This window comes from Pseudoblastomonas marina, assembly GCF_014641655.1.
GTDB classification, from domain to species: Bacteria; Pseudomonadota; Alphaproteobacteria; order Sphingomonadales; family Sphingomonadaceae; genus Alteriqipengyuania_A; species Alteriqipengyuania_A marina.
In genome coordinates this window covers 2,000,247-2,021,679 of the sequence record NZ_BMID01000001.1, presented here as the reverse complement: position 1 = coordinate 2,021,679, position 21,433 = coordinate 2,000,247, and the positions used below count along the sequence as shown (strand labels likewise).

Annotated in this window: 16 protein-coding genes and 1 tRNA gene; 13 read left to right on the top strand and 4 right to left on the bottom strand. The window is 67.2% G+C overall.

Going from position 1 to position 21,433, the window contains the following annotated elements; genetic code table 11:
* Nucleotides 1-12 precede the first annotated feature (12 nt).
* The 7 genes from IEW49_RS09950 to IEW49_RS09920 all read left to right on the top strand — a co-directional run bounded on the left by IEW49_RS09950 (nucleotide 13) and on the right by IEW49_RS09920 (nucleotide 10,122).
* Complete coding sequence (locus IEW49_RS09950; RefSeq protein WP_188642528.1) at nucleotides 13-2,007, top strand: TonB-dependent receptor; 1,995 nt, start codon at nucleotides 13-15, stop codon at nucleotides 2,005-2,007.
* The gene (locus IEW49_RS09945) at nucleotides 2,004-2,738 is read left to right on the top strand and encodes an Nmad3 family putative nucleotide modification protein (protein WP_188642527.1); all 735 of its coding nucleotides are present in this window, start codon (nucleotides 2,004-2,006) and stop codon (nucleotides 2,736-2,738) included. Before IEW49_RS09950 ends, IEW49_RS09945 begins: the two co-directional genes overlap by 4 nt.
* A gap of 28 nt (nucleotides 2,739-2,766) precedes the next feature.
* The gene (locus tag IEW49_RS09940; RefSeq protein ID WP_188642526.1) at nucleotides 2,767-3,906 is read left to right on the top strand and encodes a CaiB/BaiF CoA transferase family protein; all 1,140 of its coding nucleotides are present in this window, start codon (nucleotides 2,767-2,769) and stop codon (nucleotides 3,904-3,906) included.
* 75 nt (nucleotides 3,907-3,981) lie between these two features.
* Nucleotides 3,982-7,554 carry a hydantoinase B/oxoprolinase family protein gene (locus IEW49_RS09935; RefSeq protein ID WP_188642525.1) on the top strand — a complete coding sequence of 1,191 codons (3,573 nt, stop codon included), beginning with the start codon at nucleotides 3,982-3,984 and terminating at the stop codon, nucleotides 7,552-7,554.
* Complete coding sequence (locus IEW49_RS09930; RefSeq protein ID WP_188642524.1) at nucleotides 7,551-8,222, top strand: DUF969 domain-containing protein; 672 nt, start codon at nucleotides 7,551-7,553, stop codon at nucleotides 8,220-8,222. Before IEW49_RS09935 ends, IEW49_RS09930 begins: the two co-directional genes overlap by 4 nt.
* A complete protein-coding gene (locus IEW49_RS09925; RefSeq protein ID WP_188642523.1) occupies nucleotides 8,219-9,169 on the top strand; it encodes a DUF979 domain-containing protein in 951 nt (316 codons plus the stop codon). The genes IEW49_RS09930 and IEW49_RS09925 overlap by 4 nt, the downstream gene beginning before the upstream one ends.
* Nucleotides 9,160-10,122, top strand: coding sequence for a DUF2891 domain-containing protein (locus tag IEW49_RS09920; RefSeq protein WP_188642522.1), 963 nt, complete (start codon nucleotides 9,160-9,162; stop codon nucleotides 10,120-10,122). Before IEW49_RS09925 ends, IEW49_RS09920 begins: the two co-directional genes overlap by 10 nt.
* On the opposite strand, the gene IEW49_RS09915 is transcribed toward IEW49_RS09920, so the two are convergent.
* Nucleotides 10,119-11,762 (bottom strand): ShlB/FhaC/HecB family hemolysin secretion/activation protein, encoded by a 1,644-nt coding sequence (locus tag IEW49_RS09915; RefSeq protein WP_188642521.1) that lies wholly within the window; start codon nucleotides 11,760-11,762, stop codon nucleotides 10,119-10,121. The two genes, IEW49_RS09920 and IEW49_RS09915, sit on opposite strands and share 4 nt — an antisense overlap.
* 239 nt (nucleotides 11,763-12,001) lie before the next feature.
* Between IEW49_RS09915 and IEW49_RS09910 the strand changes: the two genes are divergently transcribed.
* Nucleotides 12,002-13,369 (top strand): FecR domain-containing protein, encoded by a 1,368-nt coding sequence (locus IEW49_RS09910; protein ID WP_188642520.1) that lies wholly within the window; start codon nucleotides 12,002-12,004, stop codon nucleotides 13,367-13,369.
* Nucleotides 13,370-13,416: 47 nt separating this feature from the next.
* Nucleotides 13,417-15,690, top strand: coding sequence for a putative bifunctional diguanylate cyclase/phosphodiesterase (locus IEW49_RS09905; protein ID WP_188642519.1), 2,274 nt, complete (start codon nucleotides 13,417-13,419; stop codon nucleotides 15,688-15,690).
* Between the two features lie 69 nt (nucleotides 15,691-15,759).
* Here the strand turns inward: IEW49_RS09905 and IEW49_RS09900 are convergent.
* Together IEW49_RS09900 and IEW49_RS09895 are read right to left on the bottom strand one after the other, a co-directional pair.
* Nucleotides 15,760-15,847, bottom strand: a tRNA-Leu gene (locus IEW49_RS09900).
* Nucleotides 15,848-15,978: 131 nt separating this feature from the next.
* The gene (locus IEW49_RS09895) at nucleotides 15,979-16,935 is read right to left on the bottom strand and encodes an MJ0042-type zinc finger domain-containing protein (RefSeq protein ID WP_188642518.1); all 957 of its coding nucleotides are present in this window, start codon (nucleotides 16,933-16,935) and stop codon (nucleotides 15,979-15,981) included.
* 151 nt (nucleotides 16,936-17,086) lie between these two features.
* Here IEW49_RS09895 and ftsE point away from each other — a divergent pair, with 151 nt between their 5' ends.
* From ftsE to IEW49_RS09875, 4 genes are read left to right on the top strand one after another with little or no spacing between them, the layout of a single operon-like run.
* Entirely contained in the window at nucleotides 17,087-17,812 is a 726-nt protein-coding gene (gene ftsE / locus IEW49_RS09890) for a cell division ATP-binding protein FtsE (protein WP_188642517.1), read from the top strand.
* On the top strand, nucleotides 17,809-18,762 hold the full coding sequence (locus tag IEW49_RS09885) for a cell division protein FtsX (protein ID WP_229658154.1): 954 nt from the start codon (nucleotides 17,809-17,811) through the stop codon (nucleotides 18,760-18,762). Before ftsE ends, IEW49_RS09885 begins: the two co-directional genes overlap by 4 nt.
* Before the next feature lie 11 nt (nucleotides 18,763-18,773).
* Nucleotides 18,774-19,301: a YdcF family protein gene (locus IEW49_RS09880; protein ID WP_188643173.1), complete on the top strand. Its 528-nt coding sequence runs from the start codon at nucleotides 18,774-18,776 to the stop codon at nucleotides 19,299-19,301.
* Between the two features lie 4 nt (nucleotides 19,302-19,305).
* A complete protein-coding gene (locus tag IEW49_RS09875) occupies nucleotides 19,306-19,995 on the top strand; it encodes a lysophospholipid acyltransferase family protein (protein WP_188642516.1) in 690 nt (229 codons plus the stop codon).
* Here IEW49_RS09875 and IEW49_RS09870 read toward each other — a convergent pair.
* Entirely contained in the window at nucleotides 19,992-21,425 is a 1,434-nt protein-coding gene (locus tag IEW49_RS09870; RefSeq protein WP_188642515.1) for an NAD-dependent succinate-semialdehyde dehydrogenase, read from the bottom strand. The genes IEW49_RS09875 and IEW49_RS09870 overlap by 4 nt on opposite strands.
* Between the last annotated feature and the right edge of the window lie 8 nt (nucleotides 21,426-21,433).

The window sequence follows — 21,433 nt, the reverse complement described above, 5'->3', positions numbered from 1 at the left end:
CTAGGAAACGCCATGCATCGTTCCTTTCTCGTGCTCCCGCTCCTTGCCCTCGGCCACCCGGCATTCGCGCAGGAGGCAGAGAACACGCTCGTCGTCACCGGCGAAGCGCTCGACGCGCCCGAGGGCGAGGAAGCGCTCGCGACCGAGGAGATCGACCGCGAGGCGATCCTCGCCGCGCCATCGGGCCGGATCGAGGACGTGCTCGAAGGCGTCGCCGGCTTCCAGCAGTTCCGCCGTTCGGACAGCCGTTCGGCCAATCCCTCGGCGCAGGGCGCGACGCTGCGCGCGCTCGGCGGCAATGCGACCAGCCGCGCACTGGTGCTGCTCGACGGGGTGCCGCTGGCCGATCCGTTCTTCGGCTACATCCCGTTTTTCGCGATCGCCCCGGAACGGCTCGGCCGGATTGCGGTGACGCGAGGCGGCGGGGCCGGGGCATTCGGCGCGGGAGCGGTATCGGGCACAATCGCGCTCGAAAGCGCGGGGCCCGACCAACTCGATCCGCTCGCCACACAAGCCCTGGTCAACGATCGCGGCGGGACCGAGGCCTGGGTGCAGGCCGCGCCGCGTCTCGGCGAAGGCTTTGCGACGCTGTCGGCCCGCTGGGATCGCGGTGACGGGTTCTTCACCACGCCGCAGGACCAGCGCGAGAGCGCCACCGTACCCGCCGCCTACGATGCCCGTTCGGTAGAGGCACGCGCGGTCGCGCCTCTCTCGCAGGGCGTCGAGTTGCAGGCACGCGTCGCCCTATTCGAGGACGAACGCACGCTGCGGTTTGCCGGGGCCGACAGCTCGACCAGCGGACAGGATGCCAGCGTGCGGCTGGTCGCGCGCGGCGCGTGGCAGGTCGAGGCGCTAGCTTACGTCCAGTTGCGCGATTTCTCGAACGTGGTGATCAGTTCGACCCGCTTCACCCCCGTGCTCGACCAGCGCAAGACGCCGAGCACCGGGCTGGGGGGCAAGATCGAATTGCGCCCGCCCGAAACGGCACTGGGCGAGTGGCGCTTCGGGATCGACTACCGCCGGGCTTCGGGGGTCCTGAGCGAGGATGCGATCAGCGCGTTTTCGGGCAACCTTACCGAGCGCCGCCGGACGGGCGGGACCAATGAAGATCTCGGCCTGTTCGCCGGGCTGTCGGGCGAGAGCGGACGGTTGAGCTGGCTTGGCCTCCTGCGCGCCGATCGCTGGACCATCGCCGAGGGTTTCTATCGCGCGGAGAGTGCGACCGGCGCGGTGCTGACCGATGATCGCTTTGCCGAGCGCAGCGATTGGGGGCTGACGGGCCGGGCGGGCCTCCGCTTCGAAGCGAGCGATGCGGTGGCAATCCGGGCGGCGGTCTATCGCGGCCTGCGCGTGCCAACATTGAATGAATTGTACCGACCGTTCGTGATCTTCCCGGTTGTGACCGAGGCCAATGCCGCGCTCGCCCCCGAAATGCTGTGGGGCTACGAGATCGGCGCCGACTGGGAGAGCGACAACGCGCGGCTCTCGCTCACCGCTTTCGACAACCGGCTCGAAAATGCGGTCGCCAACGTCACATTGACGCCGGTGCTGCGCCAGCGCCGCAATCTCGACGCGGTGCGCGCGCGCGGTATCGAGCTCGACGGCGAGCTGCGCTGGGGCACCTTCTCGGCGCGCGCCTCGATCGCTGTCACCGATGCCGTGGTCGAGGGAACGGGCGCGGCCGCGCCGCTCGACGGCAATCGTCCGCCGCAGGTGGCAGAGATCGCAGGCGGGGCGGCGCTGGCGTGGCGGCCGCACCAGCGGACAGAGGTGGCGCTGACCCTGCGCCACGTCGGCGACCAGTTCGAAAGCGACCAGGAAACCGACCTGCTGCCCGCCGCGACCATGCTGGGTGCCTTCGCCCAATTGCCGCTGACCGAGCGCCTGTCGTTTGTGCTGCGCGGCGAGAACCTGACCGGCGAGCGCATCATCACGCGCAACCAGGGTGGCTCGATCGATCTCGGCACGCCGACCACGGTGTGGGGCGGGATCCGGCTGACGCTGTGAAAATCGTCCTCAGCCGCAAGGGGTTCGACAGCTCTTCGGGCGGCGGTCCGTCGCCGATCGTCGACGGCGTGCCGGTGAGCCTGCCGATCCCGAGCGGGGGTCATTCCTCGACCACGTGGGACGATCTCGGCTTGGCCGATCATGTTGCGAATGCTTCTCGCGGCAAGCTTTCCGGTGCGGAGCATTGCCATCACGATCCCATGTTCCCTGACTGCGGCACTGCAATCCTCGGCCAGTGCGCCGCCGCGCAATCGCACCTCGAAAACCAGGGGGTCGGGAGCGGCGACACCTTCCTGTTCTTCGGCCTGTTCGCCGGGCCCGATGGCAAGCGTCATCACCGCATTTTCGGCTGGATGCAAATCGAACGGATCGAGCCGATCGAGCAAATGGACGCCGTGCGTCGCAACGAGCTGGTCGCGCTCGGCTTCCCCCACGCAATCGGCATGCACGCGAAGAACGATACCGCTTGGTCGGGGCCCGGCGGGCTGGCGCAATCCGCGCCCGACGACCTGCGGCTGACCGTCCCGGGCGGTCCCTTGTCGCGTTGGCGCGTGCCCTCCTTCATGCGCGAATGCGGGCTCAGCTATCACGGCAAGCCCGAACGCTGGCACGAAGACGGTACGCTCGCGGCCGCCGCGCGCGGGCAGGAATTCGTCTGCGACGCGGGCGATCGCGCGGATGCGCGCGAATGGCTCGAGAGCGTGCTTGCCGCGTGCCGGAGCGCGGTTTAAGCAAGCGATTAACAACGGGGAGGGTAGCGTGGCCGGACCGCTTGCAGGATTGCGCATCGTCGAGATGGCCGGGATCGGCCCGGGTCCGTTTGCGGGCATGATGCTGGCCGATCACGGTGCCGAGGTGATCCGGGTCGAACGCCCCGGTGCGGGCGCGAGAGTGATGGCACAGCGCGACGTGCTGGCGCGCGGGCGGCGTTCGATCGCGGTCGACGTGAAGAGCGAAGAGGGCCGCGCAGTCGTGCGCGAATTGTGCCGGTCCGCCGACGGGCTGATCGAAGGCTATCGCCCCGGTGTGATGGAACGGCTCGGGCTCGGCCCCGAAGTGCTGCTGGAGGACAATCCCAACCTCGTCTACGGGCGCATGACCGGGTGGGGGCAGGACGGCCCCTATGCGCAGGCGGCCGGGCACGACATCAATTACATCGCGCTGGCGGGCGCGCTCTATCACTATGGCCGCGCGGGCGAGAAGCCGACCCCGCCGATCAACATGGTGGGCGATTTCGGCGGCGGCGGCATGATGCTCGCATACGGCATGGTCAGTGCACTGCTGCACGTCGCGCGCGGGGGAGAAGGTCAGGTGATCGACGCCGCGATGACCGACGGCTCCGCGCTGCTGATGGGCATGATCTGGGGCATGCGCAATGCCGGCGTGTGGTCGGACACGCGCGGGACCAACGCACTCGACACCGGCACGCATTATTACGACACCTATCAATGCAGCGACGGAGAATACATCTCGATCGGATCGATCGAACCGCAATTCTACGCCGAGTTGCGGCGGCTTGCGGGGCTGGAGGACGATCCCGAATTCGACCGCCAGCACGATCCTGCCGCCTGGGGCTCGCTCAAGGCCAAGCTGACCAGCCTGTTTCGCACCCGTACGCGCAAGGAATGGTGCGACCTGATGGAGCATACCGACGTCTGCTTCGCCCCGGTCCTGTCGATGGGCGAGGCCCCCAAGCACCCGCATAACAAGGCGCGCGGGACCTTCGTCGAGGTCGGCGGCGACACCCAGCCCGCGCCTGCACCGCGCTATTCCGAGACCGCGACCGATACCCCGCAACCGGGGTCCGAGGTCGGCGCGGATGGCGTAGCGATCCTGCGCGAGATCGGCTGGGACGACGCGCGGATCGGGAAGGCGCGCGATGACGGTGTGATCGGCTGACGCGCTTCGACACGTGTGCAGCGCGATTGCCCGACTGAACTTGCGGGGTGTCCCGGTTCGTGCGACCGAACGGGCATGAGTGATCCAAAGGCAGGCTGGCGCTTCGCGATCGATCGCGGGGGAACCTTCACCGATGTCGTGGCGACCACGCCCGACGGCAGGCTCGTGACCCACAAATTGCTGTCCGAGGATCCGGGTCGCTACGACGATGCGGCGAGCGAGGCTGTGTCACGCCTGCTCGCCGAACACGGTGAAGGTCCGATCGCCGAGGTCCGGATCGGCACTACCGTCGCCACCAATGCGCTGCTCGAACGCAAGGGCGAGCGTCTCGCGCTGGCGATCACAAGGGGCTTCGGCGACGCGCTGCGGATCGGCACGCAAGCGCGCCCTGAAATCTTCGCGCGCCATATCGTCCTGCCCGAACAATTGCCCGAACGCGTGGTCGAGATCGACGAGCGGGTCAGTGTCGACGGCGAAACCTTGCAGGCGCTCGACGAGGATGCGGTGCGCGCGCAATTGCAGGAGCTGCGCGAGGCGGGGTTCGACGCGCTCGCGGTGATCTTCATGCATGGCTGGAAATACCCGGCGCACGAACGGCGCGTCGCGGTCATCGCGCGCGAACTCGGCTTCTCGCAGATCAGCGCGGGGCACGAGGTCGCGCCGCTGATCAAGTTGGTGCCGCGCGGCGATACCACCGTGGTCGATGCCTATCTCTCGCCGGTACTGGACCGCTATGTCGACGGGCTGCGAGCGAACCTGCCCGAACACGATCGGTTGTCCTTCATGCAGTCGAACGGCGGGCTTGCCGAAGCTCGGAGCTTTCGCGGCAAGGATGCTATCCTCTCCGGCCCGGCCGGGGGCGTGGTCGGGATGGTCGCGGCGTGCGAGCCGCTTGGCCACGAACGCCTGATCGGCTTCGACATGGGCGGGACGAGCACCGATGTCTGCCACTATGCCGGGCAATACGAACTGACCGGCGACGAGGTGATCGCGGGGGTGCGCGTCGCGGCCCCGGCGATGCAGATCCACACCGTCGCGGCGGGCGGCGGCTCGATCTGCCGCTTCGACGGCGCGCGTTTCCGGGTCGGCCCCGAAAGCGCGGGCGCCGACCCGGGACCCGCCTGCTACGGCAAGGGCGGCCCGCTGACGGTGACCGATTGCAACCTCGTGCTCGGGCGGATCGACCCGGCCTTCTTCCCGCGCGTGTTCGGCCCGAACGGCGACGGCCCGCTCGACGCGGCGGCGGCGCATGCACGCTTGCAGGAGGTCGCCGACAGCCTGCCCGAACCGATGCCGTTGGACGAGATCGCCGAAGGCTTCCTCGCCATCGCGATCGACAACATGGCGAACGCGATCCGCAAGATCTCGGTCGCGCGCGGCCATGACGTCACGACCTATGCACTCGCCTGTTTCGGCGGCGCGGGCGGGCAGCACGCCTGCCGCATTGCCGACGAGCTGGGCATGGACACCGTGCTCGTCCACCCGCTCGCCAGCCTGCTCTCGGCCTACGGCATCGGCCTCGCCCCGGTGAAGGCGATCCGCGAACGCAGTATGGTCGTTCCGCTGGCCGACGGTTTCGACGAAGCGCTCGAGCGATTGCAGGACGAGGCGCGGCAGGCGCTGCTCGACCAGGATATCCCCGAGGCAGCGATCGAGATCGCGCCGCATGCGCAGCTCCGCTTCGCCGGGAGCGACAGCACGCTGACGCTCGATTGCGCCGACGCGGAGACGATGGACGCGCAGTTCCGTCGCGAGCACCGTCACCGTTTCGGTTGGTCGGACGACGCGGCCGAGATCATCGTCGAGGCGCTCAGCGTCGAGGCCAGCGGAACTGTCGGCGGGCTTGCCGACATCGCGCCCGAGCCGGTCGCGGTCGCGGGCGAGGCGAGCGGCGAGTGGCAAACGGTCGAGCGCGCGGTGCTGAACGACGGCGCGGCGATCGCCGGCCCCGCGCTGGTGATCGATCCGGGCTCCACCACCGTGGTCGAGCCTGGCTGGGAGGGACAGTTGGCCGAGGAAGGCTCGCTGGTCTTGAAGCGCGTCGAGGCGCGGCCCACGCGGCGTGCCGAAGGTACCACGGTCGATCCGGTCCGGCTCGAGATCTTCAACAATCTCTTCATGGTGATCGCCGAGGAAATGGGACTGGTGCTCCAGTCGACCGCGACCTCGGTCAACATCAAGGAACGGCTCGATTTTTCCTGCGCGATCTTCGATGCCGAAGGCGCGCTGATCGCCAATGCGCCGCATATCCCGGTGCATCTCGGCAGCATGGGGGATTCGATCCGCCGGGTAATCGAGGCGCGCGGACAGGGTGCGGACGGCAAGCCCGCCGACGGGCGCGGGATGAAGCGAGGCGACGCCTATTGCCTCAACGATCCCTATCGCGGAGGGACGCACCTGCCCGACGTCACGGTGATCGTGCCTGTATTCTATTCTGACGAGAGCGAGGCGCCCGACGCATTCGTTGCTGCGCGCGGGCATCATGCCGATATCGGCGGGATTGCCCCCGGATCGATGCCGCCCGAAAGCCGCACGATCGACGAGGAAGGCGTGCTGATCGACAATTTCCTGCTCGCCGACGAAGGCCGGTTTCGTGAGGCCGGGGTGCGCGACGTACTGGCGAGCGGCGAGTATCCGGCCCGGGCGCCCGACCGCAATATTTCCGACCTGCGCGCGCAGCTGGCCGCCTGCACGCGAGGTGCCGAATTGCTGACCGGCTCGGCGGCCGAACACGGAGCGGATGTCTTCGCCGCCTATATGGGCCATGTCCTCGCCAACGCCGAGGAAAGCGTGCGCGGGTTACTCGACCGGCTCGAGGATGGCAGTTTCGCCTATGAAATGGACAGTGGCGCGGTGGTGAAGGTTGCTATCCGGATCGATCGCGAAAACCGCTCCGCCGTCTTCGATTTCACCGGGACCTCCGATCAGCGCGACGACAATTTCAACGCACCGCGATCGATCACCCGCGCTGCCGCGCTCTATGTCCTGCGCACGCTTATCGACGATCCTATCCCGATGAACGACGGTTGCCTGCGCCCGGTCGAACTGGTCGTTCCGGATGGGTCGATGCTGAACCCCGTCCCGCCCGCCGCGGTGGTCGCGGGCAATGTCGAGACCAGCCAGGTCGTCACCGATTGCCTGTTCGCCGCCTGCAAGGGGCTCGCGCCAAGCCAGGGGACGATGAACAACTTCACCTTCGGCAACCAACGGCACCAGTATTACGAGACGATCGCGGGCGGATCGGGCGCGGGGCCGGACCATGACGGCACCAGTGCGGTGCAGACCCACATGACCAATTCGCGCCTCACCGATCCCGAAATCCTCGAAACGCGCCTGCCGGTGCGGCTCGAGGAGTTCGCGATCCGGCGTGGCTCGGGCGGCAAGGGAGCGCATAGTGGCGGCGATGGCGTGGTCCGCCGCCTCACCTTCCTCGAAGAGATGCGCGCCAACATGCTCGCCAATCGCCGCAAGATCGCCCCGCGCGGGCTCGAAGGTGGCGAGGATGCGCTGCCGGGCAAAAACTGGGTCGAGCGCAAGGACGGTGCGCGCGAGGATCTGGGCGCGACCGGCTCGGCGCAGATGCAGCCGGGCGATACATTCGTGGTGCTGACGCCGGGTGGCGGCGGTTTCGGGAGAAGCGACACATGAACTACTGGCCGTTGCTGGGCATCGCGATCGTCGTGATCGGGTTCGCCCTGCGCTTCAACCCGCTGCTGGTGGTGGTCGGCGCGGCCGTCGCGACGGGGGTGCTGGCGGGGCTCGACCTCGTTTCGGTGGTCGAAGCGTTGGGATCGGCGTTCAACGACAATCGCTATATCTCGGTCACCTGGATCATCCTGCCGGTGATCGGCCTGCTCGAACGGTACGGCCTGCAGGAACGCGCCCGCGCGGTGATCGAGAATCTGCGCGGCGCGACGATGGGCAAGCTGCTCGTCTTCTATCTCGGTTTCCGGCAGATCACCGCCGCGATCGGGATGAAGGATATCGGCGGCCATCCGCAGGCGGTGCGCCCGCTCGTGGCGCCAATGGCCGAGGCCGCGGCGGTCAAGACCCACGGCGACCTGCCCGAGGAAGAGCGCGAGAAGGTCAAGGCGATGTCGGCGGCGACCGACAATGTCGGGCTGTTCTTCGGCGAGGACATCTTCTTCGCTATCGCCTCGATCCTGCTGATTCAGGGCGTGCTCGAAGGATACGGCTATAAACTCACCCCACTCGAACTGGCAGTGTGGGCGATCCCGACCGCGATCTGCGCCTTCCTGATCCATGGCGGCCGCATCCTCGCCTTCGACAAGCGACTGGGGAGGACGGCCAAATGATCACCTACGAATGGCTCTATATCCTCGCCGGGATCTTCTTCGTCGGCTGGTCGCTGCTGAGCCTGCGCGATCGCCGCTTCGGCAATGCCGGCTTCTGGGGCCTGCTCGCGCTTAGTTTCCTGGTCGGCAGCCATGTCTCCGATTTCGTCAACGGGCTGATCGTGCTGGCGCTGGTGGCGGTTGCGGGCATGGGCGGATTGAAGCGTAGCGATCCGGCGACGACCGCGCCCGCCGAGCGCCAGAACTTTTCCAAACTGCTTGGCAACAAGCTGTTCCTGCCCGCGCTGGTCGTGCCGCTGACCGCGGTGATCGGCACGTTGGCCTACAATTACACGCCGTTCGGCGAGACCGGCTTGTTCGAGGAGCGGCGCGAGACGCTGCTGCTGTTTGCGATCGGCGTGCTGTTCGCGCTGGCGGCGGGGATCGCATGGCTGCGCCCGCCCGCGCTCGCGCCGATGGAGGAGGGGCGACGGCTGCTCGATTCGATCGGCTGGGCCGCGATCCTCCCGCAGATGCTCGCCGCGCTGGGCGCGGTGTTCGCGCTTGCGGGCGTGGGCGACGTGATCGGCAGCCTTGCAGGCACGATCATCCCCGACGGCAACGTGTTCGTCGCGGTGGTCGTTTTCGCGCTCGGCATGGCGGTGTTCACGATGATCATGGGCAATGCCTTCGCCGCCTTCCCGGTGATGGCGGCTGCGATCGGGATACCGCTTCTGATCGTCGAATACGGGGGCAATCCCGCGACGATCGGCGCGGTCGGGATGCTGGCGGGCTTCTGCGGCACGCTGCTCACCCCGATGGCGGCGAATTTCAACATCGTCCCGGCCGCATTGCTGGAACTGAAGGACCAGAACGGGGTGATCCGCCAGCAAGTGGGCACCGCGATCCCGCTCTGGGTCTGCAACGTGGTGATCATCTATGTGGGGGCATTCCTGCTATGGAACTGACCGAGGAAATCGCCCGCCGTTTCGCGAAAGCCGCGCTCGGCCACGTCGCGCGCGAATATCCGCACAAGCTCGACCACGTTATGGAAGGCGACGAGGATGTCCTCTCCCCTCGCACGCTCCATCCGTGTTTCTTCGGCAGTTATGACTGGCATTCCTGCGTGCATGGCTGGTGGACGCTGCTGACGCTGCGGCGGCTCTATCCGGACATGCCGGAGGCGAGCGATATCGCCTTGCTCGCCGAAACCACCTTCACCAAGGAAAAGCTGGCGGTCGAACTCGCCTATGCGCAGCGCCCCGCCTCGCGCGGGTTCGAACGCCCCTATGGCTGGGCGTGGCTGCTTTACCTCCACCTCGAGGCGACGCGGCACGAGGATTGCGACTGGGCGACACGGGTTGAGCCGCTCGCGCGGCATTTCGGAGAGGGATTCAAGGCCTATCTCGGCGTGCTCACCTATCCGATCCGCACCGGCGCACACCCGAACTCTGCCTTCGCGCTGACGCTTGCGATCGAGTGGGCCGACCGGTTCGACGAGGAACTCGCGGAGACGATCCGCCGCACCGCGCGCGGCTGGTTCGATCAGGATCGCGATTCGCAGGCCTGGGAACCGGGCGGCGACGAGTTCCTTTCGCCGACCCTCGCGGAGGCTTTGCTGATGAAGCGCACGCTGTCGCCCGAGGAATTCGCGCCGTGGTTCACTGCGCTTCTCCCCCGACGCTCCGCGCACCTTCCGCCGACCCTGTTCACGCCCGCCACGGTCAGCGATCGCACCGACGGCAAGATCGCCCATCTCGACGGACTCAACCTCAGCCGCGCATGGGCGTGGCGCGAACTGGGTGACGAGGTGACCGCGCAGCGCCATCTCGACGCCGCGCTGCCGCATGTGACCGGCGATTACATGGGCGAACACTGGCTCGCGAGCTTTGCGCTGCTGGCGCTGCGGGCGCGCGCCTAGAAATCCTGCGAGACGCTCAGATTGACCTTGGGCGTCGACCCATCGCTGTCGAAGCGCGGCCCCGATAGCGGGACCGCCAGCTCGAGATCGACATCGAGCCTGCGGGTGATGTCGACGCGCACACCGCCGCCGGCCGAGAACAGCGAGCCGTCGTTCACGGCGGTGCCGATCTCGCTGACCACGCCGCCATCGATGAAGCCATAAAACTGCATGCCGCTGACGAAGTCGACCGGCTTGTCCAGGTAATATTGCAGCTCGGCATAGCCCATGACGCCTTCGTCTCCCGAGCGTTCGTTGTAATTGTAGGCGCGTAAGTAATACGGGCCGCCGAGGCCGATATCTTCGGTGATCAGCAGCGGATCGCTCGAAACCTGTCCGCGCGCGGACAGTTCGAGCCCGAAATTGCCGCCGAGCGTGCAGCGGTACCAAAGCCATGCTTCGGCGAGGGTGAACCGGCCCGACGCGTCGCTGCGCGAAGCCAGCGGGTCCCCCGCCTGCGTCGCGCCGAGGATATCGAGGCCGCGCGCCACCGTAATACGTCCGCGCAGGCGCCCGCCAGCGAGCTCGGCGGTGCCGAAGGCGCCTGCGCGAAGCACCGCGAGCCGATCGTGCTGGACCCGGATCCCGGCGCGGTCCTGACGCAGGTCGCGGACCTGGAATTCACCTTCGAGCCACATGCTCGCCCGGCGCGACCGCAACATTGGATAGCGCGCGCGCAATTCCGCCCGCCACGATTCGCCAAGGATTTCGCGATCGCGCAGGAAAGCCCCGGGCCGGGTCGCCGAATAGGAGCCGGACAGGGCGAGCTGGAGCCCGTCGGGGGAGACCGTCCCGGCGTAACGGGCGGCCAGGTATTGCAATTCCCCGGGCTCTAGCACCGACGTGGAAAGGGTGAGATCGACTTCGTCGGTCGCGGCTAGCAGACCGTTGAAATCGGCGTCGATCCGCGCGCGGAAGGGCCCGATCGCCTCGGTCCCGTCATTGCGGAGCGAAGCCGAGGCCGAGGCCTTTTCGCGCGTCGCGTTTACCAACAGGACGTTGCGGTCGCCTTCGCGCTCGAGCCGGGTCGAGCGGATGACCACCCCCGATACGTCGCCCGCGATGAGCACCCTGCGTTCGAGTTCGGGCAGGGTGACCGGGCCGCTGCCGACCAAGGGCTTCAGTTGCGAATAGATCGCGTCCGGATCGACGCCCACCACGCGGATCTCGTCGACCGAGCCTTCCTCGAGCGTCACGCGCAGCACGCCGGGAGAAAGCGATTGCGGTGCGATGGTGGCGGTAGCGAGGACGTATCCGCGTTCGCGCGCACGCCGCGCGACCGCATCGGCCAGCGCGGCGATCTCGGATTCGATCAACGTGCGGGCGCTGTAGGCTTCGATGATGTCGAGGAAGGCCTCGTCGGACAGGGCCGAATTTCCGTCGATCACGATGGCGCCGACATCGTACTGCTTGGCGCCGACGGCGACCGGCAGCACCGATTCCGGCTCGATGTAGATCGGGGCCGCCTCACTGGGCGTGTCCTCTTCATCGCGCTCTTCGAGCTGGGTGGGATCGATCCGTTCCTGCGCATCCTGCGCGTGGGCAGGGCGCAATCCGACGAGCCCGAACGCAATGGTCGCAGCGATGAGTTTTGCGCGCATCAAGTGCGACCTCCCTGGCTGCGCTCATTAACGGGTCGCCATAACCAAATGCTTAATATTAGTATTCGAAGTTACCCGTTTTTAACCAACATCCTTTGTCTGAGTGAAAGATGCCCTGTCCTATTCGGTAGGGCTGAAGGGATTGTACTATGCGCCACAGACGAACAACCATCGTTCTTGCACCGATCGCTGTTCTCTTGAGCAGTACGAGTGCGTTTGCCCAGTCCGGCCCCTGGACCGTGAGCGAGGTCGAAGGCCAGGTCGTGATCAAGGACGACAGTGGTGAACGTGCGGCGCGTCGCGGCGCTAAGCTCGATCCAGGCGATTCGATTGAGGCGCGCAATGGCGGCAATGCGATAATCGTCCGCGAACGGCAGTTCGTCACGATCCGGCCCAATACGCGCATTCGCATCGCCGACGGGAGCGAATCGCGCTCGGTGATCCAGGTAGTGCAGGACTGGGGGCGTGCGCTGTTCCGGATCGACAAGCAGAAGGATCCGCATTTCGGCGTCGGCACGCCGTATCTCGCCGCGGTGGTAAAGGGCACGACCTTTACCGTCACCGTCGGGGCCGAAGGGGCCTCGGTGCAGGTGACCGAAGGCGCGGTCGAAGTGGCGACCGAGGATGGCGGGGCAAAGGACCTCGTCCTGCCGGGCGTGGTGGCGATGGTCAGCGCGAACGACCGCCTGCGGCTCGTGGTCGAGGGCGACGGGCAGAAAATCATCGATTCGCCCAATCGCGGCGCCGGCCAACCTCAGGGCGGCACGGTCAAGGTGCCGGTTCCGAACCCCGGCGGTGCGTCGCAGGAAATCGGCGGGGCGATCGTCAGCGGCCCGGTCGATCTCGACGAGGTTTCCGGCGGTTTTATCCAGGGTGAAATCGGATCGCTCGCGGGCAATATCGTGGCGGCAGCTGCCCGCAGCAAAGCTGGCGGCAATGCCGGCAATGGCGGCGGTGCTGGTAGCGGCAATGGCGGTGGTGCCGACAACGGCAATGGCGGCGGAGCCGGTAGCGGCAATGGCGGCGGCGCAGGCAGTGGCAATGGAGGCGGAGCCGGTAGCGGCAATGGCGGCGGTGCTGGCAACGGCAATGGCGGCGGTGCTGGCAACGGCAATGGCGGCGGAGCCGGTAGCGGCAACGGCGGCGGTGCTGGCAACGGCAATGGCGGCGGAGCCGGTAGCGGCAACGGCGGCGGTGCTGGTAGCGGCAATGGCGGCGGTGCTGGTAGCGGCAATGGCGGCGGTGCTGGTAGCGGCAATGGCGGCGGTGCTGGTAGCGGCAATGGCGGCGGTGCTGGTAGTGGCAATGGCGGCGGCGCAGGCAGCGGCAACGATGGTGGCGCCGGGAATGGTGGCGGTGCGCCCGACAATGGTAATCCAGGGCAAGGGCCCGGGTCCGATCCGGGCAATGGCGGCGAGGATCCCGGCCAAGGAGTCGATCCGGCCGGAGGAGATCCGGGCCAGGGTGTCGATCCCGAGAACGGCGGCCTCGACCCTGAGGAGCCGGGCAACGGCAATGGCAACGGTGGCGGAAACGGTGGCGGGCCGGGCAACGGTCCCGGCAATGGCAAGCCTGCCGGTTTCGGGGGCGGCGATGCGCCGGTCTGAGCCGGTGATCCACTGTGTCGTGTCAGCCAGCACAGCCTGACGCGCCCATGCGGTTCCTGTTCGCTTTTTCCGCTTTCCTGACGGGCATTGCCGCGGCGGCGCTATTCGCCGTCAGCGGGCTGCATGTCACGCTCGAGCAGCAGTGGCGCGAAGCGATCCACGAGTGGTCGCCCCGCGAGGCCAGTGGCCAGGTCCACGTCGTCGAGATCGATGCCGCCAGCCTGGCAGCAGTCAATCGCTGGCCATGGCCGCGCCAGCATTACGCGAACGTGGTCAAGCGCCTCGACGAGGCGGGCGTGCGATCGATTGCCTTCGATATCGACTTCTCCTCGCCATCGGCGGCGGGTGACGACGCTGCCTTTGCCGCCGCGCTCGAACGCGCCAAGACCCCCGTTTACCTGCCGACCTTTTCCCAGGCCGCGAGCGCGAACGATCGCCGCGCGCTCGAAGCACTGCCGATCGAGCCGCTGAGGCGCTCGGTCAGCCTCGCTTCGGTCATGATGCGGCCCGATGCCGACGGCTTCGTGCGTTCGCTGCCGATGGGGGCGGTTACCGGCGACATGCCGCGGCCGTCGCTCGCGGCTGCCAGTTCGGGCGCGAATGGCGCGGTCGACGAAATCTTCGCGCTGGACCTGTCGGTGGATCCGGCCACGATTCCCCGCCACAGCTTCGTCAAGATCGAGCGTGGCCGGTTCGATCCCGACGAGTTGCGCGGCAAGGACGTCATCATCGGCGCGACCGCGATCGAGCTGTTCGATCGTTACCCCGTGCCGCTTCATGGCGTCATTCCGGGGGCGGTCGTCCAGGCGCTGGGTGTCGAAACGCTGCTGGCGGGACGCTTCGTCGAAATCGGCTGGATCCTGCCACTGGCGTTTGCGGCTTTGATCTCGGTGTGGATCCTCGGTGCCCAGACTTCCGCACTGGCTGCCGCGAGGGGCGGCACGATCATCGTGTCGTTGATGGTCGCCGGGTTCTGCTTGCAGGCGGTGTCGCGGATCGCGGCTGATATCGTGCCGGCGCTGGTATGCGTAATCGCGGTTACCGGAATGATCATCGCACGACATCTCCACCACGATTTCCAGCATCGGCGTCTCTACGACCCCGGCACCGACCTGCAAAATCGTCGCGCGTTCGTACAGCGCCCCGGGATCGACGAGGAACGCCTCACGATCGCCATGGCACTCGACAATTACGAGGCCCTGCGCGCCGTTCTCGGTGAGGATGGGAGCGATACGCTGATCCGGCGCATGGCCGACCGTGTCACTGAGTACGATGCATCGGTGTGTATCTTCCGGGTCGAGGAGCGAGTGCTCGCATGGACGGTTTCGGCCCTTGGCTACGATCCCGATCAGGAGCTGGCAAAGCTGGCAAAGCTCCTGCGCGCGCCGATGTATATCGATAACCGGGCGGTCGATACCGACCTGACCTTCGGGGTGGCATCGAAAGATGCGCTCAACGAAGCGATCCACGCGGCGCGCGTGGCGGCGACCCAGAAACGGACCGTCTCCTTCCACGCCGACACCGAACAGGAAAACATGGAACGCCGCGTTTCGCTACTCGGCGAGCTGGAAGGTGCGATCGAACGCGAGGAGTTGCAGGTCTGGTTCCAGCCGCAACTCGATCTGGGGTCGAACGAGATCGCAAGCGTCGAGGCATTGGTGCGCTGGCAGCATCCGACCCGCGGTTTCCTCGCTCCCGGCCACTTCATCCCGCTGGCCGAGAAATCCAACCGGATCGATTCGCTGACGATTTACGTCCTGCGCAAGTCGATCGACGCGCTGATGGCCTGGTGCGACGAGGGGATCGTGCTGCGCGCCGCCGTCAATATTTCGGCGCGGCTGCTATCCTCGAGGTCCTTCATCCGGGAAATCGAACAGCTGGTATCGACCAGTGGCATCCCGCGGGACAGGTTGGTTTTCGAAATCACCGAAAGCGCGACGCTCGACGATCCCGAGGAATCGACCGCTGCGCTCCATCGCTTGCGCGCGCTCGGCATCGCCATTTCGATCGACGATTACGGCACCGGGCAATCGAGCCTCTCCTACCTCAAGACGATGCCGCTGTCCGAACTGAAGATCGATCGGAGCTTCGTCCAGCATGCCCACAAGGAGGTCAGCGATGCCATGCTCGTGCGGTCGACGATCCAGCTGGCGCACGAACTCGGCCTGACCGTCGTCGCCGAAGGCGTCGAGCACGCCGAGTGCCTCGAATTCCTCCGCTCGGCCGGGTGCGACATCGCGCAGGGTTACCTGATCGGAAAACCGATGACCTTCGACGATATCCGCACGATCACCGCCGAATACAGTCGCAAGGTCGCCTGACAGCGATCGCGCGTATGCGCCGGCCGGTACTGCCTCGAATCGATCGATTGTGGCTGGAACCGAAATGTCTGGTGCGGTCGAGAAGACTCGAACTTCCACGGGTTATTCACCCACAACGACCTCAACGTTGCGCGTCTACCAGTTCCGCCACGACCGCACTCTAGACATGACAAGGCCCGCTATCGAAGGAGCGGGCCTGCTCGGTAGGCGCGCGCCATTAACACCGGTTTGGCGGGGCCGCAAGCGCATCCGTGCGGTTTGCTTGCATTCGCGCGAATTTTCTCAGCGTCAGAACGCCGCCCATCCGAATTCGGTGAATTTCGCGCTGGTCGGCACGTCGACGATCGCCTCGTTCACGGTCACGCTTTCGCCCGGGGCGAGCTCGCCCACCGGGGGGACGATCTGCGTTTCGTAAACGATCCGCTCGCGCGAATCGCGCAGCACGATCTTGATCGGGGGCAGGCGCCGGGTCTCGGTGCCGACATTGGTCACCGTCCCGCTGGTCTCGAAATATTCGATCCCGTTGGGCAGTGTGCGCCGGTCCTGCCGGTCGGGCGGGAATTCGAGCACGAGATCGGGCGGTGCCTGGACGAAGGTCGGGCGGTTGCCCGGCAACCAGTCGGGCATGCCGAAATATTGCAACGCCCCGAACACACCGAGCGCGGCAAGCGCGAAGGCGACCGCGCCGATCGTCCAGATCCGCGTCCAGTTGCGGCGCGGGCGGAAGGGCGGTTCGTGCGCGAAGCTCGATCCGGTTTCGACATCTTCCTCGTCGTATGAACCGTGATCGTGCGCGGGGATGTCGTGCCCGACCGGCGGTTCGCCGTGATCGTCCTCGTCGAACCGTTCGGGCACCGGATCGGCGACCGGCGGCGGTGGCACCGGTTCGTTGCCCTCTTCCGGGGCCGGCTCGGACGGCGGCACCGGGGCGGATGTCGGTGCAGGCGGCGGCACCTGGTCGGGCGCGACGGGACGCTCGACGCCTTCGGCTGCGGGCCCGGCCATGGGTGTCCGGCGGGCCGGTGCGGTCTCGGACGCACCTTCGGGCGCGCGCTGGGACCGAGTCTGGGGCGCAGGCGGTGGCGGAGGGGGCGGAGCCGGCGCATCGGTCAGTCGCTCGACCGGCGGACCGTCCTGGAACCAGCTGTGCTTGCACTTCGCGCAACGCACGGTCCGACCGTCCACGCCGATGGCGCTGTCGGGGACGGCATAGCGCGTGTTGCAGGCCGGACAGGCAATAATCATCCCAAGGGGCTTACGCACAACGCGCACGGCGCCGCAAGTTCGCGCCCGTGCAAACGCGCGCATGCGGGCCTTTTTTCCACATGGAGGCATCGCTATAGCCCCTATCGACCGGGCGCAGCGCGCCAGAACGAGAAAAGAGCCTCGAAAGCCCATGACCACGGCCAGCGAAGATGAGATCGTTCGCTTCGACAATGTCGGGTTGCGCTACGGGACGGGCAAGGAAGTGCTGAGCGACGTCTCCTTCTCGCTTTATCCGGGCCGATTCTACTTCCTCACAGGGGCGAGCGGCGCGGGCAAGACCTCGCTGCTCAAGCTGCTCTACCTCGCCCAGCGCCCCTCGCGCGGGGCAATCTCGATGTTCGGGCAGGACGCGATCACGCTGCCGCGTGACCGGCTGCCGGGCTATCGGCGCCGGATCGGCACGGTGTTCCAGAATTTTCGCCTGCTCCAGCACCTCTCCGCCTTCGACAATGTCGCGCTGCCACTGCGGGTGGCGGGCGTGGCGGAAAAGGATCTGCGCAAGCCGGTCGGCGACATGCTCGAATGGGTCGGGCTCGCCGATCGGGTCGATGCGCGACCCGCTACCCTGTCGGGCGGGGAGCAGCAGCGCGTGGCGATCGCGCGCGCGGTCATCGGGCGGCCCGACATGCTCGTGGCCGACGAACCGACCGGCAATGTCGATCCCGACATGGCGGTCAAGCTGATGCGGCTGTTCGAGGCGCTGGGGCGCCTGGGCACCGCGGTGGTGGTCGCGACCCACGATCTCCATTTGTTGCGCAAGGTGCCCGACTCGCTCATCATGCGCCTCGACAAGGGCAAGCTTTCGGACCCCACCGGCGCCCTGCGCTATCCTCCGCGCAAGGGCCTTTCGGCATGAGCGGCGCCAAGGGAAAATCCACCCCGCCGGTGGTCAAGGACAGCGTCCGGCGCGGCTGGCGCCCGCTCGGTGCCTCGGGCGATACCGCGCTGGTCCCGCAGGCGCGGATGAGCGGGCCGATGCCGTGGCTGATCGCGATCATGGTGGCGATCACCGTGGTCGCCGCGGCAGGTGCGCTGGCGCTCGGCAACATGGCTGCGAGCACCTCGGCCTCGATCGAGGGCGGGGTCACGGTCCAGGTGCTCGAGCCCGACGAGAGCGAGCGGAGCAGACAGGTCGAATTGCTGCTGCCCGCATTGCAGGGCCTCGCCGGGGTCGTCTCGGTTCGGCGCGTGCCGCAGGAAGAACTCGATGCGCTGGTCGAGCCGTGGCTGGGCGAGGAAGCGGTCGAGGGTGGCAACGTCCCGATCCCCGCCATGGTCGATATCCGCCTGCGCGGCGAACCGAGCAGCGCCGCCATCGACCGGATCGAACAGGTGATCGCGCCGCTCGCGCCCGACGCCCGGGTCGATGCGCAGGCGAGCTGGCTCGGACCGGTATTCGATGCGGTCGAATCGCTGCGCTGGATGGCGCTTGCGCTCATCGTGATGCTCGCCGCGGCGACTTCGGCGGCCGTGTTGCTGGCGGCGCGCACCGCGATCAACGCGCACCGCGACACGATCGAGGTGGTGCACATGCTCGGCGGGACCGATGGCCAGATCGCCCGTGTTTTCCAGCGCTCGATCGCGCTCGACGCGGCCGGGGGCGGAGCGATCGGGCTGGCAGTGGCGCTGTTGACGATCCTCGCGCTGGGCCTGCGCTTCGCCGGGCTGGGTGACGGGCTCGCTGGCCAGGCGACCCTCGAATGGAACGACTGGCTGGCGCTCGCCGCTGTGCCGATCGTCGGCGTGTTCCTGGCAATGGCGACGGCGCGCTTTTCGGTCATGCGTGCGCTGGGGAAGATGCTGTGAGTTTCGGCCAGATCGTCCGCCGTTCGGCCGCCGTCGTCGCGCTGCTGTGGGCGCTCGGCTTCGTGTGGTTCGCGATTGTCCTGCCGCAACCGGCCGCCGACACGCAGACCGATGCGATCGTTGTCCCGACCGGCGGCGGCGGGCGGATCGATCGCGGACTCGAATTGCTGCGCGAGGACAAGGCGCAGGCGATGTTCGTCGCCGGGGTCGATCGCGAAGTGCGCCCGCCCGAATTCGCCGAGGGCTTCGGGGTCGAGGAAGCGCTGATGGAATGCTGCGTGACGCTCGATTTCGTTTCGGTCGATACCAAGTCCAACGCTCGCGAAGCGGCGAAGTGGCTGGAAGAGAAGGAATTCCGCTCGGTCCGTCTCGTCACCTCGGACTGGCATATCCGTCGCACCGCGCTTGATCTCGAACGCGCGACCGGCGGCAAGGTAGTGATCCTCGAGGATGCGGTGCCGACCGATCCGACCTTCGGCATGCTGTTTCTCGAATATCACAAGCTGCTCGCGCGGCGTCTCGCCGCACTGTGGGAGTAGCGCCATGCCCGGACCGGTCACCATCCTCCGCAACATCGCCTTTGCCATCGCCTTCTACGGCGGCAGCTTTCCGCTGATCGGCTGGGCCGGGATCGCCTCGCTGCTGCGCCTGCGCGGCGCGACCGGTGCGGTCCAGGCGTGGTCCGACTGGCATCACTGGTGCGTACGCAATTTGCTCGGGATCCGGATCGTGGTCGAGGGCAATGCCCCGGCGGGCGGCCACCTGGTCGCAAGCAAGCACGAAAGCTTTTTCGAGGCGATCCACCTGCCCGCACTGCTCGACAGGCCCGTGCCCTTCGCCAAGGCCGAATTGTGGCGCATCCCGGGTTGGGGCCCCGCCGCGACGCGGTGGGGCGCGGTTGCGGTCCACCGCGAGCAGGGCGCGAAGATGCTGCGCCGGATGATCACCGACGGGCAGGCCTATGCCGCGCAGGATCGCGTGCTCGCGATCTTCCCCGAAGGCAGTCGCGTGCCGCACGGCGCGAAGCCGAAGCTGCAGTCGGGCTTCGCCGGTCTCTACAAGATGCTCGGCGTGCCGGTGGTGCCGATGGCGGTGAACAGCGGGCCGCTCTACCACCGCGGCTGGAAACGCAGCGGCACGATCACCATCCGCTTCGGCGAGATCATTCCCCCCGGTCTCCCGCGCGACGAGGTCGAGGCGCGGGTGCGAGAGGCAATCAACGTCCTGAACTAGAGCGTTTCGTGGATGGTCTTGGGGACCATGCACGCCATCACGCCCTCGTGGCCGTCCTCGCTGCCATAACCCGACCATTTGACCCCGCCGAACGGGGCGTCGACCGCGCTGACCGCTGTATGGTTCAATGCGACCATGCCGGCCTCGATCTCGCGTGCGAGCCGCTGGCGACGGGCCTTGTCATTGGTCCAGGCATAGGCGGCGAGGCCGTATTGCAGGCGGTTGGCCTCTTCGAGCATGGCTGCTTCGCCGTCATAGCGATTGATCATCGCGACCGGCCCGAACGGCTCCTCGTTCATGATCTCGGCCTCGACCGGGACGTCGGCGAGCACCGAGGGGGCATAGAAGAAGCCCTGATTGCCGATCCGCTCGCCGCCCGCGAGCACCTTTGCGCCCTTGTCGCGCGCATCGGCGATCATCGCCTCGATCGCGTCGGGGCGGCGGGCATTGGCCATCGGGCCCATTTGCGTGTCTTGGTCGAACCCGTTGCCGACCTCGATCGCCTTGGCGCGCGCGGCGAATCCGTCGCGGAACTGCTCGTAGATCGAATCCTGCACGATGAAGCGCGTGGGGCTGACGCAGACCTGCCCGGCATTGCGGAACTTGGTCGGCACCATCTTGTCGAGCACGTGGTCGACATCCATGTCGTCGAACACCAGCACGGGGCCGTGGCCGCCGAGCTCCATCGTCGCCTTCTTCAGGTCCTGCGCGGCGAGCGCGGCGAGATGCTTGCCGACCGCGGTCGAGCCGGTGAAGCTCAGTTTCTTGATCACCGGCGAGCCGAGCAGGTGGCGGCTGATATCGTCGGGCACGCCGAACACCACCTGGCATGCTTCGCCGGGGACCCCGGCATCGATCATCGCCTGACAGATCGCGAGGCCCGCGGCAGGGGTTTCCTCGTCGGGCTTGACGATCACCGAACAGCCCGCGGCAAGCGGTCCGCCGATCTTGCGCGCGACATTGAGCGAGGGGAAGTTCCACGGCGCGAAGGCGGCGACCGGGCCGACCGGCTCGTATTCGACCCGTGCGCTCTGCCCGTCGGGGCGCACCAGCGTGCGGCCGTAGATGCGCTGGCATTCGCCGGCATAGAATTCGATCAGGTTCGCAGCATAGAGCGTCTCGCCCTTGGCTTCGGCCACCGGCTTGCCCTGTTCGCGGGTGAGGATCTGCGCGATGTCGTCGGCGCGCTCGCGGATCAGCTCGGCACCCTTGCGCAGGATCGCGGCGCGCTTGTCGGCCGGCGTGTCACGCCAGATGCGAAAACCCTTCGCCGCATGGTCGAGCGCGCGGTCGAGATCTTCCTTCGAGGCGCACGGCAGATGGCCGATCACTTCCTCGGTGGCCGGGTCGATCACGTCGCGCGTTTCGCGCCCGTCGGTTCCCAGCTTGTCGCCGCCGATCAGGAGATGGAGCGAGGGATAATCGGTCATGGCGGGGC